The following is a 22,549-nucleotide window of genomic DNA, read 5'->3' on the forward strand; positions in this document are numbered from 1 at the left end:
AAGGCGCCTATAGGTTGCCTTCTTATTTATTTTAGTCAATCCAAATTTAAGTAAATTATTTCGGGTTTAGATAGGGTACAATCCTTTATTCATGACATGTGAAGAAACTTATAAGAGGAGGTCAGCCAGGGGTATTCTGGCTGATTAATAATTAAAAGGGTGCTACTCCTAAACTTTTAAAGTTTCGATTACTTCCTCTAACTCGTTAGTTAAGTCTTTTAAAATTTGTGCAATATGAGCTACTTCATTAATATAGGTTAATTGTTCATTTGAGCTTCTTACTACATTGCCGGTATTTTGGGAAGCTGATGTGGCAAGGTCCATTCCTTCTAATATCGAGTCAGAAATGTCATTCACTCGTTTACTAATATCAGTTATTGCAACGGTTACGCCCTTTACTTTTTCTTCTACATCGATTGTAGAATGGATGATTCCTTTGAAGGATTGATCTGCTTCTTTTAAATATTGAACGCCTATCTTGAATCCTTCTTTTACTTCAGCCATTTTCGTCACCGTATGATTAATGCCGGAAGATAAAACGGAGACGATTTCTTTTATTTTATTTGTCGATTGTTTAGATTGATCAGCCAACTTACGAACTTCATTGGCAACGACAGCAAATCCTTTACCGTGTTCTCCAGCTCTAGCCGATTCAATGGATGCATTTAACGATAAAAAGTTTGTTTGTTCTGCGATTTCAGAAATCATTGTTAGTATTTGACTAATGGTTTTCGAATGATGATGTAAATCATTAATAATTTTTACGGATTCATCGATAGTGTCATTTGTTTTGGACATTTGTTGATTTAGATTAGCAATCGAATGGGACCCGTCTTTTGCTTGTAATGAAGAGTCTGCACTCGCTTTATCTACTTCTAAAGATAGATTTTCTATATCTTCAACTAATTTTCTTACTTCGGATACCCTCACCACATTTTCTTTATATTTATTGAGTTGCAGTTTGGCACCATCAGAAACTTCGTTAACGTAGTTCGCTACATTGTGACTTATTCCTAATGTTTGTTCATTTTCCGAAACGAGTTGTTTAGATGTTTCTGCTAAACTTGTCATTGTTGAAGAAATACGTTGAATGATACTTTGGGTTACATTTTGTTTTTGGCGTTCCTTTTCGATTTCAACTTCTTTTTCATATTTTTGAGAGTTATAGATTTGCCATATGACTACACCGGAAGTTAAAACTAAAAATACTGCGTGTACGATTACCATTGTTAGTGGATACTCTATTACTCCAAATACAAAAAGAGGAGCAAACAGTAATCCGATGATATGCTGAAGCGTAAAAATGACTGTCATTACGATTACAAGGTAAATTTTCTGATAGTAGGCTAAAGTTGCAACTACCATAAAGATAGAAAAATGGAATTCCGACATTCCACCTGAACCAGAAATTAACGCAATGCTTCCAAAGGTTAATGTTAACGTGTTGAACAGTGGGATGGATTTGTGAAGACCACCACTTAACTTGTATAAGATTAAAGATGTTATACAGAGGAGGGTAGGAATAGCAACTAAAATAATAATTCCTAAATTGTGAATAGTGCTGTTTGTTAATAACCCCAGACCGCATATTGAACTTTCAGACATTTTAAATGTGTCTGTATACTGCCCTAACAATGTCACTACAATAGACATTACCACTATTCCTAGAGCAATCTGGGTCATCGTTTGATTCTTTTTCTTAATCATAAGTCCCTTCTTTCCTTTAAATGAAAACAAAATTAGTCTCTTTTAAAAAAGAGTATCTTATTTGCATATTTAAATGTATATATTATTACCTATACATCAAGTGTTAATTTATGTCAATAGATGGTTTGTTATACCTCTATTAAAATATTTCTTTAGACCTATAAAAGAGAAGTTCTAATGGAAACGCTTCTATTTACTATCCAATAATTCATAAACAATAAAACATACACAATGAGAAAGAGGCTGGGACAAAACCCACCTCTGAAATGAAAAGCCGGTGAAATTTTACGATAAGTAAAATTTCACCGGCTTTGATTATTTTAAATAAAAAATAAGGACCACTTCTGATAAAATTAAGTCACCACAACAAAATTATACAGAAAGAAGGATCCTTATGTTTAAAGATTATAACATGAATCAACTCATTTTGCCTTTAGATTTAGAAGTAAAATTACAAAATAATGATATTGCTTTCCATATCCATCATCTAGTTGAAAGTATCCCTCATGAAGCGTTCGAACCATTTCTACGAAATGAGGGGTGTCCTGCCTATCATCCACGTATGATGCTTAAAATTATCTTATGTGCCTATACACAATCTATCTTCTCAGGACGGAAAATTGAAGCCCTATTAAAAGACAGTATCCGAATGATGTGGCTAGCCCAAGGATATGAACCAAGCTACCGTACAATCAACCGATTCCGTATTCAACCAGAAGTGAAAGATTTAATTCGTCAATGTTTCGTTCAATTCCGTTGCCAATTGATTGAAGAAAAGCTTATTGATCAAGAAGCGATTTTTATCGATGGTACAAAAATTGAAGCAAATGCGAATAAATTTACGTTTGTTTGGAAGAAAACCATTGAAAAATATCACCAAAATTTAATTGAAAAGTCAAACCAGCTATACAATGAGCTACTAGAGAGTGAAATCATACCTGAAATTCAACGTGAAAGCGATAAACAGTTATCATTGGAAGAACTCGCTCAATTAGTTCAAAAAGTGGACGATGTCGTAACTGAATATGATAAACAAATTGAAACATCATCAGATGTTCTAGAACGAAAAGCCTTAAGAAATAAACGTAAATACCCGAAACAATTACGCAAGCAGTTGATTGATTTTGTCCTACGTAAACAAAAATACGAAAGAGACTTTGAAATCTTTGGTACACGCAATAGCTATTCTAAGACAGATTCAGATGCGACGTTTATGCGAATGAAAGATGATTATATGCAAAACGGACAATTAAAAGCTGGATATAATGTACAAATCGCAACGGAAGGTCAATATACGCTTGCTTATAGTATATATACAAATCCAACAGATACACGTACGTTAATTCCATTCTTAGATGAGATTGAGCAGCATTATTTTGAATTACCAAAACACATTGTCGCAGATGCAGGTTACGGTAGTGAACAAAACTTTCATGATATCCTTTCAAACAGAAAACGAGAAGCTCTTATTACTTATAGTAAGTATTTGAAAGAACAAAAGAAAAAGTATAAGCAAAACAAATTTAATCCCGACAACTGGACGTATGATGAAGAAACAGATACATATACCTGTCCAAATAAAAAACGTCTTGAATTTCAATATTATTCTGTTCGTAATGACCGTACAGGCTTCCAACGGAAGCTTAAGATTTACGAGTGTGAAAACTGTTCGGGATGCCCATTCCGTTTATCCTGTACCAAAGCAAAAGAAGGCAACAATCGAAAACTACAGGTGAATGAAAAATGGGAACAGCAAAAAGAATACGTAAGAGCAAAGCTTTCAGAAGAGAAAACAAGTGCCATTTATCGAAGACGCAAAATCGATGTGGAACCAGTTTTTGGATTCTTGAAGGCTAATTTGCGTTTCACTCGATTTTCTGTACGAGGAAAATCGAAGGTAGAAAACGAAATGGGCCTCGCATTAATGGCTGTAAATTTAAGAAAATTCACGGCCATTAACTAAAGAAAAAGAAGAATTTACGCACAAAAAAAGAGAAAGGTGAATTTGAGTTTCCTCAAATTCACCTTTCTCACTATTTGAAGCTAGTTATGTCCCAGCCTCTTCCTTATTTACTTAGCTAAACAGAAAAAAACTCTAATCTATTTTAAATTGACTAATTGTAGTCGCTAATTCGGTGCTTAAGTGATTTAGTTGCTCAGAAGCTTTTGCAACAGATTGAATAGCAGTAAGTTGTTCGTCGCTAGAGGCACTTACTTCTTCACATGCAGCCGCAGTAGATTGGGCTGTCAGTGACATTTCCTCAATCGTTTGTACTACTCGATCTTTATAGTTGATAATTCCTTCCATTTCAGAAATCACATTTTTAAAGGTGCTCTCCATATTCTCAATAAGAGAAGAAAGGTTTTTAAATAGGGAACCTGTGTCTTCTACAACGATTCCTTGCTTATCGAATGTGTTTTGAATCCCTTCCATTTGTTGTGTTACTTGAAGGGATTCTGATTGTAATTCATGAATCGTTGATTTAACTTGTTCCGTTGCGGCTGCCGATTGTTCGGCTAATTTTCTAACTTCCTCTGCCACAACAGCAAAGCCTTTGCCATGTTCACCTGCCCGGGCAGCTTCTATACTTGCATTTAAGGCAAGTAAATTTGTTTGAGCTGAAATCTCAGAGATTGTGTTCATCACCGTGCCGATTGCAGCCACTTTATTTTCTAGATTATTAATTGCATAAACCATATTCGTTAATTCAGATTTCGAGTGATCAAAGGAGCCGAGTAAGTTTCTCATTTTTTCATGACCGATAATATTTAATTGGTCAGCTTCGTTTGCAATATCATGGAGTGAGTTTGTTTGAATCTTCATACCATTTATTTTTTCACCTAATTGACTTGTTGTTTCTGTTACTAAATCCGCATTTTCCGATGAAGTCGTAGCACCGATTGCAATGTCATTAACAGCTTTTGATACTTCCATACTGGAAGCGCTCGTTTCTTCAGCTAGGGCACTTAAATGTTGGGATTGTTCTTCAACATGGCTCGATGACTCTTGAATCACTTGAATAATGTTTTTCATATTTTTAATCATGGAATTAAAGTGTTGCGACAAGACACCAATTTCATCCTTCGATTTTATATCGATATTGACAGATAGATCACCTTTTGATACTTCTTCCATTAGGTTACCTAATTGATGGATAGGTTTTATAGTACGAGAAATGAAGAAGTATAACACGACTAAAGTGACGATTACGATGGCAACAGCCACAATGATAATCACTTTTTGAAGACTATTCGATAGTGCATGAATATCATCTTTTTCATAAACTGCTGCTACAGTCCAACCAACCTCTGGTATTTTACTGTAAACAGTAATTGACTCTTTTCCATCAATTGAACTATGTAAATTGTTTGTCTCTTTTTTATCCGATTGAATCGATTGAACAAACTTTTCTTCGCTTAAGTTTTCTCCCATTTTTGTAGGGTGAACGATTGCTACACCAGTATTATCTAGAATGAAAGGGTAGCCATTATACCCTAGTTCGATAGTTGATAACATATCCGTCAGTTGGGATAATAAAATATCTACACCTAAAACACCTATAACTTCATCTCCATTTTTAACAGCAACTGAACCTGTAATCGCATACTCACCAGAAACACTATCAATGTAAGGAGATGACCATACAAATTGATCTGGATGTTGAACGGCATTAGTATACCAAGGACGGGATTGAATATCTAAATCTGCTATACCGTCAAAATGGGGTTCAATAATTGTGTATTCCCCATCAGTAAAGTAGATACCTGATGCCGCATCATAGATTGATAAATAGTCAGCTAAATCTGAACGATATAGACGATCGGCACTGTCGTTATATACCTTAGAGTTGAAATGGAAATTTTGTACGTCTGGAGAAGAAGCTAATTTTAATATACTTTTCTCGTAAGTTGATAAAAATGTTGTAATAGTTGAAGAAAGCCCATTAACTACTACTTCACTTTGATCTACCATACTATCTTCGGTTTTGGAAGTAATTAAAACAGAACTAATGGTAGACAATGTCCCCAACCCTAAAATGATGATGACTAGGACTATGGATATAATTCTCCATCTAATTGAATTCTTCACAGTAAAATCCTCCTAATAAAGAAATATAAAATTATTACTATAATACAAAGAAATTTTCAGAATTGCACTAAAAATTTGTCTATTTTAGTAAGAAATAAACTTTATAAGAACTATAAATATATAAGAGAACTAAAAAACCTTTCGGATATAGGGTTTATCGAAGGGGGGGAAGAATCCGGAAGGATAATTCTTTTTTAATTGAATAAGTACAATGTGAGACTATTTTCGCGATAAAGGAAATCCATACTAAAATGAAAATAGAGACTGAAATATTATTAGAAGGTAATTCAATTGTTCTTATTCCCCTTGAAATGAAATATAAAGATTCGTTATTTGAAGCATTAAAAAGTCCGGAAGTATGGAAATATACTTGGCGAGAAGTTAAAACAATTGATGATTTTGAGCCAATTTTTATGGCGGCTATTCAAAATAAAGAAGAAGGTAAACAAATCCCTTTCATCATTAAAGATAAAGTTTGCGGAAAAGTAATTGGAACTACTCGAATTGGAGACATAGATTTAGTTAATCGAAGTGTAGAAATTGGTTGGACGTGGCTTTCCCCTTCATTTTGGAGAACGGGGGCAAATACTGAATGTAAGTTTTTATGCTTCAATATTGTTTTGAAGAGTTACAAGTCATACGGGTTCAATTTTCAGTTAGCGGACAAAATGAACGTTCGCAAAAGGCGATAAAACGAATAGGGGCTACAAAGGAAGGAATCTTTCGCAAACATCGTATGAAAGGTGATGGTACGATGCACGACAATGTGTTTTATAGCATTCTTGATGAAGAATGGAATAGGGTGAAAGAGAATTTAAATAATTTATTAAAACGGAAATATTAGAGCATTTTATGATAGAGAATTTTCTGAAGGATGGGATGATTTTTTGAAGAAAGTAATTGGATTTGGTTTTTTATTAGTAATGATACTAGTAATCTTTATTCAATCTGAAATGAAATCGAGTGTAAAAGAACTAGGGATAGAAGAGGTTTTGAATGATTCGTTATTTGATGAAGCGGCAACTAAGTTTGGCTTACATGCGATGGGGGGAGCCATTGAAGAACGGACTTTAACAGTAAGAATAGATACTATTCAACATAAAGAAGACACTTATAATTTCTTTAAAGAGCAACTAGATTCCAGTGGTATGGCAGGTTACAAAATTGAAGTATTTGTTGATCAGTTAGATTCATAGATTAAAACTGTTAACATCAAATTTAAAAATAAAAATCCTGAATAGTATCGTCACTACTCAGGATTTACATAATGAAGGGCTCTTTTTACAACATATTCAATCGGTTCTTCGGTACATAGTTCAATCGAAATAGAGGGGAAGGATTGGTAAATTAATTGCTTGAACCGCTTTAAAATCATTGGATGGTGTTTTAAAACGCCACCATTTAAATAGAATGGGAATGTTTCATTTTCATAATGGATTTTACATAAAGTCGCTTTTGCTAACAAATAGAGTTCATAGGCTGCATTTTGAGCAATTGTTATAGCATGCTCATCACCTAGGGAAACGGCCTTTGGCAAGATTGAGCTAATGCTAGCTGTTTGAGCATTTGTATAATGAGGGTGGTAGAGCCATGCCATCAGCTCTTCCATCGTTGTAATTTGTAGTTTTTCAAAAACAAGATGTTGCAAGATGGTTGGTCCAGCAAGTAGGCCGTCCTCTATACGAAAAAGGGTATTTAATATTTTTTGGCCAATCCAGTAACCACTGCCTTCATCACTTGCGCGGTGTCCCCATCCGCCTGTGCGAACAATCTTCCCATTTCCATTAGTAGCAAAGGCAATAGAGCCAGTTCCCGAAATAAGCAATGCCCCAGGGTGATTCCCTACTAAACCCAGTAATGTGGCGTGGACATCATTTTCTACAATCATGTTCGCCACATTAAACGAGGACTTTTCTATGCTATGCTGTATAATCCTATTAATTATCTTAAAATCTAATTCAGTATCCATTCCAGCAATGGCAAAGGCAGCCAAATGAATTTGTTTTAAATTTGTAGAATGGTAGGCTTTAGAAAGTAGCTCGCTCAATACTTGTATGGCACCATTTTCTCCTATCGTTTGGTAGTTGGAACCGGTTGTGGTTTGTTCAAAAAAATTTTCCCCTTTTTCAGATCGTATCGTTAAAGTTGTTTTCGTTGCACCACCATCGACAGCTAAAATGATTGATTCCTTCATTCTTTATTCCAACCTTCTAAAAACTTTTGTAGTTGCTCTTCACATTGTACTATTTGTTCATCCTTTTCTTTTACCCAATGTTCTAATAAAGGCGAAACTGCTTGAGCTTGAAAAAGGGAGTTTCGCATCGTTGCTGGCGCTGGACCGCCTTTTAATGTACGAACTTTAACGAAGAAATCGGGCTTTAATGCATTATAAAATTGTTCTTTTGATATTTTTAAAGGTTTTCCTGTTACTTCAATGGATTTTTCATTAGCTAATTCCCAAGTTAAACTTTGAAGAGAATCCTTTTTTGATTCTAATAAAGTTTTCACACAACTACTAACGATGCGATGGGATTGTCTGAACGAAATGTTTTCAGAACGAACAAGGGAATCGGCCAACTCCGTTACGTTGGCAAAGCTATTTTCGGCCCTTTTTAGAAGTTTTTCTTTATTTACATCCATCGTAACAACTAAACTACCAAATAGTTTATAGATACCACGAAGTTTTTCCACAGCTCGCCATAGATAAGGTTGCATATCATCCTCGGTATCCACAATATCTCCAAAAGGTGTATTATGAATCATTTGTAAAACAGTTGAAGCATCGCCTACAACCGATGATAGTAAAGAGCGTGTATGTTCGATAGATACTGGATTTCGTTTTTGCGGCATAATGGAACTTACTTGGACGTAGGGGCTTGCTAGGCTAAAAGCGTTAAATTCTTGGGTTGCCCATTGTAAGAAATCTTGTGATGTACGCCCAAGATTCAAGGCAGCAAGTTGCACAACGCTGGCTGCTTCTGCTATATAATCGGCCCCTGCAACAGCGTCCCATGCATTTTCAATTATTCCATCAAATCCAAGTAACTCTTTCATCCGTTCACGATTAATTTTAAATCCTGTTGTTGTAAGGGCTGCTGCTCCCATACTGCTTTGATTAATCGTTTGAAAGGCTGCTTGCATCCGTTTGAAATCGCGGGTCAGCTGATCAATGACAGCTTTTAAATAATGGGCAAAAGTTGTTGGCTGTGCTTGTTGTGTATGTGTGTAGCCTAACATAATAGTATCGATATGCTCCTCTGCAAAGACAATTAAAGAAGAGCGAAGAGCAAGCAATTCATTCATAAGAGTGAGTAATTTTTTTCGTAATGTCATGCGATAAATAGCAATCCCCATATCATTACGACTTCTACCTATATGCAAATTACCAGCCACATCACCGGCAAGTTCAATTAATTTATTTTCTATGCGGAAAAACAAATCTTCAAATTGTGGATTGTAATCTCGATGTTCAAAGTAATTCAAATCAAGCTTCGCGATAGCCTGCCCGATTTGTTTTGCCTCATTTTCTGTAATTAGTTGTTGTTCTTCAAGCATTTTTAAATGAGCAATATGTATGTGTACCATTGCTCTTAAAAAATGCTTTTTCGCTTCATCGTATGCTGGTTGAAGTACCATTTGACGATAACTATTAGAAGGAAATTGACTGCCCTCAATTTCTTTAATTCGGCTTTTATAATCTTGAAACATCATAGAATCGCCTCCGCAAAAATACCTTTCCATTCTTAATTTCATATTAAAAAGTTAACCTAAGGGTAGGTGCGATTTTTAATAAGAGGTAAGAAGAAAATGACTTATACTTATTAAATGTTAAGCTGTATTTTTTAATTGGGCTAGGACAGTTGGTAGTATCATTCCAATAAGTACTAATACAATACCGGAAATTTGTAGGATAGATAGTGTTTCATGTAATACAATAACGGATGCAATGACTGCTACAGGTAATTCCATTGCACTTAAAATTGATGAAAGTGCCCCACCTACTTTAGGCGCGGCAATGGAAAATAGGAAAATCGGTAAAATAATGCCGAAAATCCCTAACACAATCCCAAAAATCCATAATTCTGTGTTAAATAATTTTCCACTCCAAATTACTTCAGGTGCTGAAAAAATACAAATCATAAGGAAAGCTACAATGGACATAAAGAGAGTACGAGTGACAGTCGTAATGCCTTCTACTTTTCTAGAATTAATTTGAATAAATATCGCAAAACTTGTAGCTGCAATTAGTCCATATACCCATCCTTGCCAAGGGATTGTAGAAAGATCTGTATCCATAACGCCGGCTGCTAAAATAGTACCTGAAAATAAAAATAATAACGAACTAGTTTCAAAACGGTTTGGCCATCTTTTATGCAAAATACAGTCGATGAATAGGCCGATCCACGTGAACTGGAAGAATAATACGACTGCAAGGGATGCTGTTATGTATTCTAAAGCATGTCCATAAACAATTCCTGTTGTCGCTGTAAAAATACCAGCTAACAGAATTGTAATAAAACCTGAGAAGTTTAACTTTGGTAAACTTCGTTGCGTTACACTAAATAAGAGTAAAGCTAATAAAAATCCCATAAAATACTGGCTTGTTACTGCTTCGGGGGAAGTGAAACCATAACCCATTGCCACTTTAATAATGGTAGATAATATGCCATAACTACTAGATGCTATGACGATAGATAATGGATAAAATAGTTGTAATTTCATGCTGTTATAACCTACATTCTAATTTCAATTTAGTTCATTTCATCATATGATAAAACGATTCGAGCGTAATTGTCTAAAATTCCGATATGAAATTTCAAGAACCTCTCGAAAATAATAGTTTTGTATTATATTACCACTAATAGGGGATAGAGACCTCCCTTTTAAGGGATTTCCATAAAAATCCTGTAAATTCCAACTTTAGTCTATACTATGGAAAAATTATAACAAATTATTGAAGGAAGATATGACCTTTTCACTGTCTGAATAGTTTTAAAGTTTCGATGTGGGTACATTTTATGATAACCTTAATAAAGCAAATATTCGGAGGTCTAACAACTCATGGTTGAGTCAAATAAAGATTTCGTATTAGTATACGGAGATGCTTTTGTTGATTTTATAGCGGATGATATAACGAACAAATCGTTTACAACATATTTAGGTGGAGCAACAGTCAATGTTGCAGCGGGAATTAGTAGAATCGGAGCGCCGTCAGCTTTAATTACCATTACAGGTGATGATCATACATCCCAATTTGTTCAATCAGAACTTGATAAAGAAGGCGTCAATTTGGATTACGCAATCATATTACCGGAAAAGCGAGTAAGTGGCGTATACGTGCATTTAACAGCGGAATGTGAACGTATTTTCAAAGATTACGTTGACGAAACACCTGATTTACAAGTTACACCTGAGCAATTAAATGAAGAGGCTTTCAAAAGAGCTTCAGTATTTAATGTTTGTTCCGGTACAATGTTTCATCCAACAGCTCTTGCGACGACAAGAAAGGGCGTTGAAATGGCAAAAGAAAAAGGTGCCATCATTGCCATCGATGCAAACATCCGTCCGTTACGTTGGAGTAGTGAAGAAGTTTGTCGTGAAACGATTACATCATTTTTTGAGGATGCCCACATCCTTAAATTAACAGATGAAGAATTATTCTTTTTAACTGAAACGAATGATTTACATGAGGGTATTGCAAAGTTAAACCAATATTTAGTACCGATTGTATTAATTACAATAGGGGCAAACGGAGCATATGCCGTGTTAAATGGTGAAACGATTCACGTTCCAACAGATAAAGTAAATGCCGTAGATACAACTGGATCTGGAGATGCCTTTATGGCCGGTGTATTACGCTTTGTCCACTTTAATGGCTTGCCGACAACTGAAGAAGATTTATTTAAATGTGTGAAATTTGGCAATAAGTTAGGAGCGTTAGCTGCTACAAAGCCAGGTGCTTTAACGGCACTTCCTCATTTTGATGATATAAAAGAATGGTTATAATAAAAGGTCGTCTCATTTGTTGAGACGACCTTTTATTATATTTGGTTTCATATTTCCCCATGTAAATGAATATTTTAGAACGTACTATGATTCCTTTTTTTCAGCCTGTTTATTTAAGCTAATATAAAGGGAACCATTTTCAAGATATTGGGCAAAATAAACGTCTTTAATATCTTTTACGTTTTTCTTTTTTAATTTATTAAATAACCATTCCTCCGTTAAATTCAACTCACCTAAATTTTTCTGATTAATTTTCCCATCTGAAATAAGTTCTGTAGGCATATGTTCGGGTAGTGAAACATCTGCTTTTACATCTTGTTTTGTCGCTGCACTATTGGCAGGTTTTTTCAATACACTAAGTTCTCCGTTTGTTTCAAATACAGCATAATGCACTTCATCAAAGGAGAAAATTCCTTGTTCTCTTAAAAGCATACTAAGTTCATCTATATGGAGTCGAGCTTTTTTCATGCCACTTTTAATAATCGTTCCATTTTGAATTAAAATAGTTGGTCGGTCATCTACTAATACGCGTATTTTAGAAGATTTTAATGAAATAAAACTAATAAAAAGGGTAAGGAGTGCCCACCATATTAAAGAAGTAAATCCGTCCCAAAAATCTGTTCGATGTTGGGTAGAAACTTCAGCTGCAATTGACCCAATAGTAATACCTGTAATGTAATGGAAGAAGGTTAATTGGCTTAATTGTTTTTTTCCAATAACCCGAGCAACGATAAGAATAGTAGCAAAGGCAAAAGTAGATCGTAAAATCATTTCAAAAAAATGAATATGTTCAAAAGCATGCATATAAATACTCCTTTCGTTCTTTTATTAAGATGAGCGAAAGATAATAACTATATGCAAACTTTTCTAAGGAGAACAAAAACAGCATCGCAATAGTTAGCAAATTTCTAACCATTGGGATGCTGTTTTAACTATTTACTTTTTGGAAATGCCATAAATGGAATGGATAAGGTGAGGATTACTTACGAATCCTTCTTTTATTTTCACTTCATGCATTCTATTTTCAAAGGAAAATTTAAAGATACCATTATCAAAATCTGTACCAATTTCTTTAAAGAAAATGCCTTCAATGGATGGAAACTTAGGGCATGTAAAAACGATTTTATAGTTCTCAAGATCTTGAATGACATAAGCACGCACGCCTTTTTCAAAGGTTCCAGAGGTTTCATCTTCGATAGGGCGCTTAACGGCTACGATATGGAAGTCAACGAAAGGTACTTCCTTTAGTAAAACATTTAAAAAGGATCCTTTTGTAATTTCTTCCCATCTACTTTGAGCACTTTGCCCAACAATGATTTGTGTTACATTATTTTCCCTTGCAACTTCAGCGATGATTTTTTGAATAGGACGTTTTTCGTTATCTTTAATAATAAATTTCTCTACTTCTAGTTCTTCCGCTAGCGCAGTCCATCTTTCAATATAACCAGATTTTTCAGCGTCAAACGCATCAAGGGGTTTTGTATCAACTGTCAATATATAGAGTGGACAATCAAGTAACGTCGCAAGTTTATGGCCTCTACGAATAAGACGCTCACCATTAAGTCCGTAATATACACATACTAAAATACTTTCATCCGTTCTTTTAACATGCTTCATCGTAGTTTGCTCCTCTTAAAATTTGTTCATTATCAAAATATAAAATTTTCTATTTTTTAGCGAAAAACTGTATAAAAAAGCTAAAGTGAATGCGAATTAAGTGCATTTATGCCATTCTTACTGTATACTTTTAATAGTAATGTTTATTATCGTTTTATCAAATAATTATTAAAACTAACATTTTTGCAAAATAGTATAAATTGGAAATTATCGCTTTATCTTTATGACACATTATTATGAAGTGAGTATTTTTGGAAGTCAAGTAGATATACTAATTCTAATTTTTTAAATTGCATTATGTTACAAAGAAGTAGGAGGTATTAGCTTGTGACAATTGATATTGCCATCATACTAACTCCGTTTATTATGGCAGCACTTATTCCCATTTTTTATAGGCGACTGAGGAAAAACGTGATTGGTTGGGTCGTCCTTATAATTCCTGTTAGTTTATTCCTTTTATTAACTACGTATATCCCTCGTGTTGCAAAAGGTGAAGTTTTTTCACATACATATGAGTGGATCCCCTCGTTTCATCTAAATTTTACGACTTACATAGACGGTTTAAGCTTAATCTTTAGTTTATTAATAACCGGTGTCGGAAGTTTAGTCATTTTGTATTCCATTTTTTATTTATCAGTGAAGGAATCCCTTCATCATTTTTATTGCTATTTATTACTATTTATGGGAGCAATGTTAGGTGTTGTATTCTCAGATAATTTAATGGTTTTATATGCATTTTGGGAGTTAACAAGTGTTTCATCCTTTTTATTAATTGCCTTCTGGCATCATCGGAAAGCTTCTAGAGCTGGTGCGCGCAAATCGATGACGATTACTGTTTCTGGCGGCGTTGCCATGTTGGTTGGTTTTTTAATGTTGTATGCTATGTCGGGAACATTTAGTATTCGAGAAATTATAAATAGTATAGATGCTATAAGTGGGCATGTATTGTTTATTCCTGCGCTATTATTAGTTCTTTTAGGTGCCTTTACAAAATCCGCCCAATTCCCATTCCATATTTGGCTCCCTGATGCGATGGAAGCGCCAACCCCTGTAAGTAGCTACCTACACTCCGCTACGATGGTTAAAGCGGGAATTTATTTAGTAGCACGTTTTACACCGATATTTGGTGGGGAAATGATTTGGTTTTGGACTATAACCGGTGTAGGGTTATTCACCTTATTTTGGGGGTCCTTTAATGCTGTTCGACAAGTAGATTTAAAGGCCATTTTAGCATATTCAACGGTAAGTCAGCTTGGCCTTATTATGAGTTTGCTCGGGTTAGGTTCTGTTGCGGTCTATTTAGGCTACTCTACAGAAACGGTTATCTATACTCAAGCAACGTTTGCTGCACTTTTTCACTTGATCAATCATTCAACTTTTAAAGGTGCTTTGTTTATGATGGTTGGAATCGTTGACCATGAAATCGGTACAAGGGATATACGACGTTTAGGTGGGTTAATGACCATTTTACCTTTTACGTTCACTATTGCTATAATCGGTTGTTTTTCTATGGCAGGATTGCCACCGTTTAATGGTTTCTTAAGTAAAGAGATGTTCTTTGCAGCCGTTCTGAACATTACAGAATTAAATATTTTCTCGATCCAAAATATTGGTCTATTAATCCCGATTATAGCATGGTTTGCTAGTGTTTTTACCTTTGTTTACTGCCTCATTATCGTAAGCAAAACGTTCTTAGGGAAAATGAAGCCAGATATCGTAGAGAAAAATCCACATGAAGCACCCTTTGGAATGTTACTGCCTCCGTTTATTTTAATTGGTCTAGTCATTGCGATTTTCTTCTTCCCAAATCTTTTAGGGGAATATATTTTACAGCCTGCAATGTTAAGTGTCTATCCAACATTTCCATCTGCTGAAGAGATGACACCCCATATTTCTGCATGGCATGGATTTAACACAAAATTGTTAATGACTTTCGGAGTAGTAGTTTTAGGTATAATTTTGTACCGTTTTTTAAAATACTGGTCTAAAATTTACCGACTATTCCCGAAACAATGGACACTTAATGCGATTTACGAAAAAGTCATTACATCGAGTGAAAATGTATCAGAAAGTCTTACAAAACGATATATGAGTGGTCATTTAACGCATTACTTTGTCTATATATATGTGAGCTTTGTCGTAATTGTTGCGGGCACATTCATTGCCCTTGATACCTTTGAATGGAATCCTACTAACGATGCTGTCATCGAAAATTATGAATTAATTTTAGTGTTCGTCATGATTTTTGCGGCAGTAGCTATTTTGTTTGCGAAGTCTCGCATTACGACGGTTTTATTAAACGGTGTTCTTGGATACTCCGTAGCCTTTTTCTTTGTTATTTTTAGAGCTCCGGATTTAGCGCTTACTCAACTTGTTGTTGAATCGGTCACAACAGCACTATATTTAATTTGTTTTAAATTCCTTGCAGAGTTAAAACCTGAGCAATCTACAAAACGGGTGAAAATATCTAATGGATTAATTTCTGTTTTTGTAGGAGCTACGGTTACGTTAATCGGATTAACAGTAGTAAATTATGATAAGTTCAAATCGATTTCCTCCTATTTCGAGGATTCATATAACCTTGCTGGGGGTAAAAATATAGTTAATACGATATTAGGGGATTTCCGTGCCTTCGATACGATGCTGGAAGTAGTCGTTCTCTTTATAGCTGGCTTAGGTGTTTTCGCACTCATTAAGCTAAAGGCGAAGAAAGGGGATGTAGATATTGAAAATTAATGATGTCATTTTAAGAACGGTTGTAAAGGGCGTTATTTTCATTATTTTGACCCTTGGTGTTTATTTGTTCTTTTCTGGACATAATGCACCAGGGGGCGGATTTATTGGCGGACTTGTCCTAGGATCAGGTCTTGTCTTGCTATATATTACGTATGATTTGGAAACCGTGCATAAAAAAATGCCCTTCGATTTTAAGAAAGTTGCTGGTTTAGGAGTATTATTAGCAACTGGATCAGCAATTGGTTCAATCTTTTTTGATGCACCTTTTTTATCGCAAACGGATGCGTATTTCACATTTCCTATATTGGGAGAAAAACATTTAACGACTGTAACAATTTTTGAAGCAGGTGTTGCCTTAACCGTTATTGGTACGCTTGTTACGATTATTTTAAGTATTAGTGAGGATGAGTAGAATGGAATCTTTAATGATGATTTTAATTGGTATTCTCGTCGCCGTTGCGACCTATTTAGTCCTCTCTCGAAATATGATTCGAATCATTTTAGGGACTGCCTTGTTATCCCATGCTGTTCATTTGCTTATTTTAACAGTAGGTGGATTAAAAAAGGGAGATGTCCCATTACTTAGTCAATCCGAGGGACCTTTTACCGATGCCTTGCCACAAGCTTTAATATTAACAGCTATTGTGATAAGTTTTGCAACAACCGCATTTCTCCTTGTTTTGGCTTATCGGACTTATAAAACGAATGGTTCGGACGATTTGCAAGAATTGAGAGGAATGCCTGATGAATAATTTACTTGTATTACCGCTAATAATTCCAATCATTACTGCGGTGGTTCTCGTGTTTTTAAAGGACCATATTATTCTCCAGCGAATTATTAGTTTCATTACGATGTTGTTTGTTACTGTATTGTCATTCATTTTATTAAATATTGTTCAGACAGAAGGGATATTACGATTAGACTTCAGTGGATGGTTACCACCATTCGGCATTCTTTTTGTTGCTGATTCCTTTGCAATGATCCTCGTTTTAACCGCAAGTGTTGTAACGACGATTTGTCTCCTTTATGCGTTTTCAACAATTGGAGATCGCCACGAAAAAATGTTCTTTTATCCCTTTGTTTTATTTTTAATTGCAGGGGTAAATGGCTCCTTTTTAACAGGTGATATTTTTAACTTATTTGTGTGCTTTGAAGTAATGTTGCTTGCCTCGTATGTATTGATAGCCCTTGGTGGAGAAAAGAGACAACTAAGGGAGTCTTTAAAATATGTATTAATCAATGTTGTAGCATCATGGATGTTTCTTGTTGCCCTTGCCTTTTTATATGGAACAGTAAAGACGTTAAATATGGCCCATATTGCACAGCGTGTTGCTGAGGCAGGACAGGACCCATTACTTACGACAGTATCAATTCTCTTTTTAATTGTTTTTAGTTTAAAAGCAGGATTACTTTTGTTCTTTTGGTTACCAGGTTCCTACAGTGTGCCACCGACTGTAGTTCAAGCTTTATTTGCAGCTCTCCTAACGAAGGTTGGTATATATGCTCTTATTCGTACGTTTACTCTTATGTTCCCACTAAATCAGGATGTAACCCATGTCATTATTGGGATTATGGCGGGTGTGACTATAATAGCAGGCTGTATGGGGGCATTGTCGGGTCGTGATATATATACGATTGCAACATATAACGTCATTATCGGTGTCGGTTTTATTTTAATAGGTTTAGCTGTAGGAACTGAATCGGCGATAGCTGGGGCCATCTATTATTTAATTCACGACATGTTAGCGAAAGCTTTATTATTCTTATTGGTCGGAATGATGTTTTATTTAACAGGAGAGTCTGTTGTAAAGAAAATGAACGGACTTATTAAAAACTACCCTATTTTCGGTTGGATTTTCTTTTTAGTTATGCTTGCATTAGCAGGTATTCCTCCATTAAGTGGATTCGTCGGAAAAGTGTTAATCGGACAAGGGGCAATTGAAGCTGGATCGTACATCTTACTAGCCCTTGGTTTTGCCTCGAGTATTATCGTTTTATACTCATTACTACGAATATTCCTAGCATCCTTCTTTGGTGAAACTACTATTAGTTTTGAAGATAGAAAGCCAATTCCTAAAGGCGCCTATTGGTCTTTCATTTTGTTTGCTATATCCATTGTCTATGTTGGTATGGGGGCCGAATCATTGGCGGTCTATGTGAAGGATGCAGCAGAAACATTAATGAATCCTTCTATTTATATTGATGCGATTTTAAAGGGGTGAGGTAAATGTTTGGACAGTTTTTACTAAATTTATTCATTGCACTATTATGGCTTTTATTAGTCGATGAACCAACCCCTCAATTAACGACCTTCTTTACTGGATTTATTGTTGGGATCGGTATTTTGTATGTGATGCATAGATTCTTTGGTACTCAATTTTACTTAAGAAAATTGTTTAAAGTACTTTATTTAATATTGCTCTTTATTAAAGAATTAATCATATCCAGCTTTTCAGTGATGAGACAAATATTATTTCCAAAATTACAAATTAAGCCGGGTATTTTTACGTATAAAACGAATTTAAAGGGAGAATGGGAAGTAACAACGTTAGCCCTTCTTCTAACCCTTACACCTGGATCAGTCGTGATGGAAGTTTCGGAAAGTGGAGATGTGTTCTATATTCATGCGATGGATATAGAAGAGTCAAAGGAATCGGTTATTCGATCAATTGGTAAGTTTGAAAAAGCAATTATGGAGGTGACTCGATAGATGAAAGAAACAATACTTTTACTAGCGTTATTACTTTTTATGGTGGCCATTGCATTATTACTTTATCGTGTAATTGTAGGACCTACAATGCCAGACCGGGCGATCGCTTTAGATACAATTGGAGTGAATTTAATTTCATCCATTGCGGTTGTTTCGATTATTTTAAGTACGACGGCATTTTTAGAGGCGATTTTAATTTTAGGTATTTTAGCGTTTATCGGGACGATTGCCTTTTCGAAATATATCGAAAGGGGTGTCATCGTTGAGCGGAAAGGAGATTCTTGAGTGGGTTGCGGTTTTACTCATATTATTTGGTGCTGTTGTAAGTGTCATTAGCGCTTTAGGGTTAATTAAATTACCGGATGTTTATACAAGGTCCCATGCAGCATCGAAAAGTTCTACATTTGCTGTTCTAGCTTGTTTATTAGGGGCATTTATTTACTTTTGGACAGTTGATGGCTATGTAAGTGTCCGGTTGATATTAGGAATTATTTTCGTTTTTATTACATCCCCTGTTGCGGGCCATTTAATTTGTCGCGCGGCTTATCGTGCGAATGTACCTTTAGCGGAAGGATCGGGAGAAGATGAATTAAAGCCCCTTTTATTCGGTGGAGAGGGTTTAACTGTTTCCCCAGATGAATTAAATAAAGAGAATGAAAAATAAGTTATCCACATAGGGAACCATTCACTTTTATGTAAAAAGTGAATGGTTTTTCATTTTGTGCATAACTTTTTTCATTTTCGGGGGAAATGAAAAATAATGATGTGGACAAATAGAGTAACTGAGGATAAAGCTGTGGAGAACCTGTAATAAGTGGATAGCTCGGCTAATAATTGTGGATAAAAAATATTTAGGTGAAGAAGGAGTGTTCATTTTTAATGGAATTTAAATGGATTTATTGACAAAAACATCCATTATAGATTATAGTACATTGCAACAGTAATGTACTATTGTTATAAACATATGAATGCTACTCAGAAGGAGGAGCAAACTTGAATTTAAAACAAGAAAGTAATACACCGATTTATATCCAAATTGCAGAATGGATTGAAAATGAAATAATAGCTGATCAGTTATTGGAGAATGGAAAAGTATTTTCACAATATCAGCTTGCTGAAATGTTCAATATTAACCCTGCAACGGCGGGGAAGGGGTTAGCAATACTTCTTGAAAATGGAATTTTATACAAGAAAAGAGGTCTTGGAATGTTCGTTCAAGAGGGTTCAAAGGAATTAATTCTATCTAAGAGACGTAATGAAAAGCTTTCGAATCTAGCAAAAGAGATAGTGGAAGAAGCGAAACGGTTGCTTGTATCAGATAGTGAATTAATTGAATTAATTAAAAAAATCCAAAGGGGAGAGGGATAGGAGTGTTTAAAGTTACTTGCCATCAAGTCGAAAAAAGATATCGGAATAAAAGGGTTCTCCATTCACTTACTTGTTCGATCGATGAAGCAAAATTGATTGGCTTAATCGGACGAAATGGTGCAGGAAAATCGACATTACTGAAACTATTAGCGGGACATCTTAAACCAACTAATGGGGAGATTACAGTGTTTGGGGAGTGCCCTTTTAATAACTTAAAAACCGCCTCCAATATTATGTTTGTTGAAGAAGGGATGACCTTTCCTCCACTATTTACAGTGTTAGATATTTTCAAAATGGCAAAAGATTTTTATCCGAATTGGCAACACGAATTTGCCAAACGATTGTTGGATTATGCGAATATCCCAACAAATGCTTTTCATCATAATTTATCAAAAGGCCAAAAATCAACGTTCAATTTGATTTATGGTCTTGCTTCGAGATGTACTATTACATTACTAGATGAACCAATGAACGGGATGGATGAGTCTATTCGTACAGATATGTACCGGGCCATATTGAAGGAGTATATTGCATACCCAAGGACAATGATTATCTCAAGTCATCATTTAAATGAAATGGAACATTTACTTGAGGAAATTATATTGATCGATAATGGGCAAATTAAGTTACATGCTTCATTAGATGATGTACAGCAAATGTTGGTTCGTTTAAGGGGAGATATAAATTTAATTAGAAAACTCACGAGTGATATGGAAGTATTTTTCGAAAAAGAAGATTTATTTCACTATGAAGTGGTTGTTGAGCGTAACAAAATTGATGAGAAGTTATTACAAACGATGAACATACTAGTTCAACCAGTAACGGCTTCTGAGGTATGCAAATTTATGACAAGCAAAGGGAAAGGGGGAATAGATGATGTCTTTAAATGAAATTTCATTTTCTCAAATCGTCTTAAATCAGGTTAAATGGAAAATGAAAGCGTATAGTCAGTCTATTATTATATTAATTCTTATTCAAATTACTGTGTCAATTCTCTTCTCAGGCGGAAATATTACAATGGGGGGAGGATTTAATGAAGTTAATATAAACATTCATTACTATACGCTAGATAGTTACATAATTCTCTCCTGTATTTGGGCTTTAGTAATCGCCATATTAATGCAAACAAATGGATATCGCCATGATGATTATGCTGTAATAACAACTCGATATACCGCTAGTCTGGCAAATGTCATAGTACTTTTTGTGTATAGTTTCATCGCAACAATTATTTCTTTCATGACTCTTTATATTCTAATAGCATTAATTCAGTTAGTAGGTAATATTGCTGTAATGAAGGAATATACACTTTTTGAATTTGTCCATTTCGGACTGGCGTTTTTTATTATATTACTTGCAGCTTCAATTGGTTACTTAATAGGTTCCATATTCAAACTATCAAAAGGGTTAGGTATTTTAATGGTTGTACTTGCTGTAATATTTACTGCGATATTAAATGTACAACCAGAAGCTTTATTAGTGAATTTCTTTTTTAACACAGGCTATTTATCGTTTATGTTAAAGGCTTTGTTTACTTGTATCCTATTATTTGTATCATCTATATTCATTCTCAGCAGAAAAGAGGTAAATAGAAGATGACAGCATTAGTAGCCCTATTACCCGTTCTCCTAATCATCTCCCTTAGTATTATTTTTGTTGTTGTTTCAAAGGGAGTGAAATTTACGAAAAATTTTTGGACAGTTAAAAAAATATTTATAGGAATTAGTTGTTACATAGTTTTAGGACTACTTGCCTTCTTGTACTTATCGATTTCGGATAACGAACAAAAGAGATTACTATCAAAGACTGAGACGGAACGATTGGTACAAGAGGAAAATAAGTTTTGGGAAATCATCGCTCAAAATTCAGCGAAGGAGTTAAAAGGAGGGTTTTTAATTGATGAGAAAACCTACGAGTTACCAACAAGTGAACTAATTCTTGAAACATCGTCAGGACAGTATAACGGGGTGGAAGTTTTAGTGAAATATAGAGATGATCCAAACTCTAATAAAATTTATGCAAAAACTTACCAAATTCCATCTGTTTATGAGAGCATTGATGTAACAAACATGATGGATGAGCAAAAAATGGAGTTATTAAATAATAAACTCGTTATTTATGATAGAGCCGAACGACAGTTTTCTTTTTATAAATTTAATCCCTCTATCCAACTAGTAGAACAGTATTTTAGTAAAGGGTTAATAGGTGATTTTAATGACAGTTCTATAATTGGTTTAACGATTCTCTACTTGAATGTTCCAAACCATGTTACTATTATTGATAAGGTGAATTAGTTATTCACATTAACTTATTA

General features: G+C 34.8%; 22 protein-coding genes. 15 read left to right on the forward strand and 7 right to left on the reverse strand.

The annotated features are described in order from the left end of the window. Positions 1 to 168 precede the first annotated feature (168 nt). Positions 169 to 1,707: a methyl-accepting chemotaxis protein gene (locus tag MHH69_RS00065; protein ID WP_122972689.1), complete on the reverse strand. Its 1,539-nt coding sequence runs from the start codon at positions 1,705 to 1,707 to the stop codon at positions 169 to 171. 394 nt (positions 1,708 to 2,101) lie between these two features. On the opposite strand from MHH69_RS00065, the gene MHH69_RS00070 reads away from it, so the two are divergent. After that, on the forward strand, positions 2,102 to 3,670 hold the full coding sequence (locus MHH69_RS00070; protein WP_341361419.1) for an IS1182 family transposase: 1,569 nt from the start codon (positions 2,102 to 2,104) through the stop codon (positions 3,668 to 3,670). A 132-nt stretch (positions 3,671 to 3,802) separates the two neighbouring features. Here MHH69_RS00070 and MHH69_RS00075 read toward each other — a convergent pair whose 3' ends face one another. Next, complete coding sequence (locus tag MHH69_RS00075; protein ID WP_341361420.1) at positions 3,803 to 5,797, reverse strand: methyl-accepting chemotaxis protein; 1,995 nt, start codon at positions 5,795 to 5,797, stop codon at positions 3,803 to 3,805. 251 nt (positions 5,798 to 6,048) lie between these two features. Between MHH69_RS00075 and MHH69_RS00080 the strand changes: the two genes are divergently transcribed. Then, complete coding sequence (locus MHH69_RS00080) at positions 6,049 to 6,489, forward strand: GNAT family N-acetyltransferase (protein ID WP_241559346.1); 441 nt, start codon at positions 6,049 to 6,051, stop codon at positions 6,487 to 6,489. Positions 6,490 to 6,684: 195 nt separating this feature from the next. Next, on the forward strand, positions 6,685 to 6,993 hold the full coding sequence (locus tag MHH69_RS00085) for a hypothetical protein (protein WP_122972691.1): 309 nt from the start codon (positions 6,685 to 6,687) through the stop codon (positions 6,991 to 6,993). A 53-nt stretch (positions 6,994 to 7,046) separates the two neighbouring features. Here the strand turns inward: MHH69_RS00085 and MHH69_RS00090 are convergent, their stop codons facing one another. The 3 genes from MHH69_RS00090 to MHH69_RS00100 form a co-directional block, all read right to left on the reverse strand. After that, a complete protein-coding gene (locus MHH69_RS00090; RefSeq protein ID WP_341361421.1) occupies positions 7,047 to 7,991 on the reverse strand; it encodes an N-acetylglucosamine kinase in 945 nt (314 codons plus the stop codon). Beyond that, complete coding sequence (gene argH / locus MHH69_RS00095; protein ID WP_122972693.1) at positions 7,988 to 9,508, reverse strand: argininosuccinate lyase; 1,521 nt, start codon at positions 9,506 to 9,508, stop codon at positions 7,988 to 7,990. The genes MHH69_RS00090 and argH overlap by 4 nt, the downstream gene beginning before the upstream one ends. Positions 9,509 to 9,625: 117 nt before the next feature. Further along, positions 9,626 to 10,519 (reverse strand): EamA family transporter, encoded by an 894-nt coding sequence (locus MHH69_RS00100; protein WP_122972694.1) that lies wholly within the window; start codon positions 10,517 to 10,519, stop codon positions 9,626 to 9,628. 339 nt (positions 10,520 to 10,858) lie between these two features. Between MHH69_RS00100 and MHH69_RS00105 the strand changes: the two genes are divergently transcribed. Beyond that, positions 10,859 to 11,803 (forward strand): carbohydrate kinase family protein, encoded by a 945-nt coding sequence (locus MHH69_RS00105; RefSeq protein WP_122972695.1) that lies wholly within the window; start codon positions 10,859 to 10,861, stop codon positions 11,801 to 11,803. An 84-nt stretch (positions 11,804 to 11,887) separates the two neighbouring features. On the opposite strand, the gene MHH69_RS00110 is transcribed toward MHH69_RS00105, so the two are convergent. Together MHH69_RS00110 and MHH69_RS00115 are read right to left on the reverse strand one after the other, a co-directional pair. Further along, the gene (locus MHH69_RS00110) at positions 11,888 to 12,607 is read right to left on the reverse strand and encodes a YetF domain-containing protein (protein ID WP_174232693.1); all 720 of its coding nucleotides are present in this window, start codon (positions 12,605 to 12,607) and stop codon (positions 11,888 to 11,890) included. A gap of 132 nt (positions 12,608 to 12,739) precedes the next feature. Next, positions 12,740 to 13,420: a universal stress protein gene (locus MHH69_RS00115; protein ID WP_122972696.1), complete on the reverse strand. Its 681-nt coding sequence runs from the start codon at positions 13,418 to 13,420 to the stop codon at positions 12,740 to 12,742. A gap of 327 nt (positions 13,421 to 13,747) precedes the next feature. Between MHH69_RS00115 and MHH69_RS00120 the strand changes: the two genes are divergently transcribed. From MHH69_RS00120 to MHH69_RS00170, 11 genes are all read left to right on the forward strand, one after another. Further along, entirely contained in the window at positions 13,748 to 16,156 is a 2,409-nt protein-coding gene (locus MHH69_RS00120; protein ID WP_341361422.1) for a Na+/H+ antiporter subunit A, read from the forward strand. After that, positions 16,146 to 16,568 (forward strand): Na(+)/H(+) antiporter subunit B, encoded by a 423-nt coding sequence (locus tag MHH69_RS00125; RefSeq protein WP_122972698.1) that lies wholly within the window; start codon positions 16,146 to 16,148, stop codon positions 16,566 to 16,568. Before MHH69_RS00120 ends, MHH69_RS00125 begins: the two co-directional genes overlap by 11 nt. A gap of 1 nt (position 16,569) precedes the next feature. Then, positions 16,570 to 16,908 carry a Na(+)/H(+) antiporter subunit C gene (locus MHH69_RS00130; RefSeq protein ID WP_122972699.1) on the forward strand — a complete coding sequence of 113 codons (339 nt, stop codon included), beginning with the start codon at positions 16,570 to 16,572 and terminating at the stop codon, positions 16,906 to 16,908. Beyond that, positions 16,901 to 18,379 carry a Na+/H+ antiporter subunit D gene (locus MHH69_RS00135; protein WP_122972700.1) on the forward strand — a complete coding sequence of 493 codons (1,479 nt, stop codon included), beginning with the start codon at positions 16,901 to 16,903 and terminating at the stop codon, positions 18,377 to 18,379. The genes MHH69_RS00130 and MHH69_RS00135 overlap by 8 nt, the downstream gene beginning before the upstream one ends. A 5-nt stretch (positions 18,380 to 18,384) precedes the next feature. After that, positions 18,385 to 18,867 (forward strand): Na+/H+ antiporter subunit E, encoded by a 483-nt coding sequence (locus MHH69_RS00140; protein WP_122972701.1) that lies wholly within the window; start codon positions 18,385 to 18,387, stop codon positions 18,865 to 18,867. Next, a complete protein-coding gene (locus MHH69_RS00145; protein WP_122972702.1) occupies positions 18,868 to 19,152 on the forward strand; it encodes a Na(+)/H(+) antiporter subunit F1 in 285 nt (94 codons plus the stop codon). It abuts the gene before it with no gap. Continuing rightward, entirely contained in the window at positions 19,130 to 19,531 is a 402-nt protein-coding gene (locus MHH69_RS00150; protein ID WP_122972703.1) for a Na+/H+ antiporter subunit G, read from the forward strand. The genes MHH69_RS00145 and MHH69_RS00150 overlap by 23 nt, the downstream gene beginning before the upstream one ends. Positions 19,532 to 19,860: 329 nt before the next feature. Continuing rightward, on the forward strand, positions 19,861 to 20,235 hold the full coding sequence (locus tag MHH69_RS00155) for a GntR family transcriptional regulator (protein ID WP_341361423.1): 375 nt from the start codon (positions 19,861 to 19,863) through the stop codon (positions 20,233 to 20,235). A 2-nt stretch (positions 20,236 to 20,237) separates the two neighbouring features. After that, positions 20,238 to 21,125 (forward strand): ABC transporter ATP-binding protein, encoded by an 888-nt coding sequence (locus MHH69_RS00160; RefSeq protein ID WP_341361424.1) that lies wholly within the window; start codon positions 20,238 to 20,240, stop codon positions 21,123 to 21,125. After that, on the forward strand, positions 21,112 to 21,834 hold the full coding sequence (locus tag MHH69_RS00165; RefSeq protein WP_341361425.1) for a hypothetical protein: 723 nt from the start codon (positions 21,112 to 21,114) through the stop codon (positions 21,832 to 21,834). The genes MHH69_RS00160 and MHH69_RS00165 overlap by 14 nt, the downstream gene beginning before the upstream one ends. Then, positions 21,831 to 22,529: a hypothetical protein gene (locus MHH69_RS00170; RefSeq protein ID WP_341361426.1), complete on the forward strand. Its 699-nt coding sequence runs from the start codon at positions 21,831 to 21,833 to the stop codon at positions 22,527 to 22,529. The genes MHH69_RS00165 and MHH69_RS00170 overlap by 4 nt, the downstream gene beginning before the upstream one ends. The last annotated feature ends 20 nt before the right edge of the window (positions 22,530 to 22,549 follow it).

The sequence above is a fragment of the Ureibacillus sp. FSL E2-3493 genome, assembly GCF_038077515.1.
GTDB classification, from domain to species: domain Bacteria; phylum Bacillota; class Bacilli; order Bacillales_A; family Planococcaceae; genus Ureibacillus; species Ureibacillus halotolerans.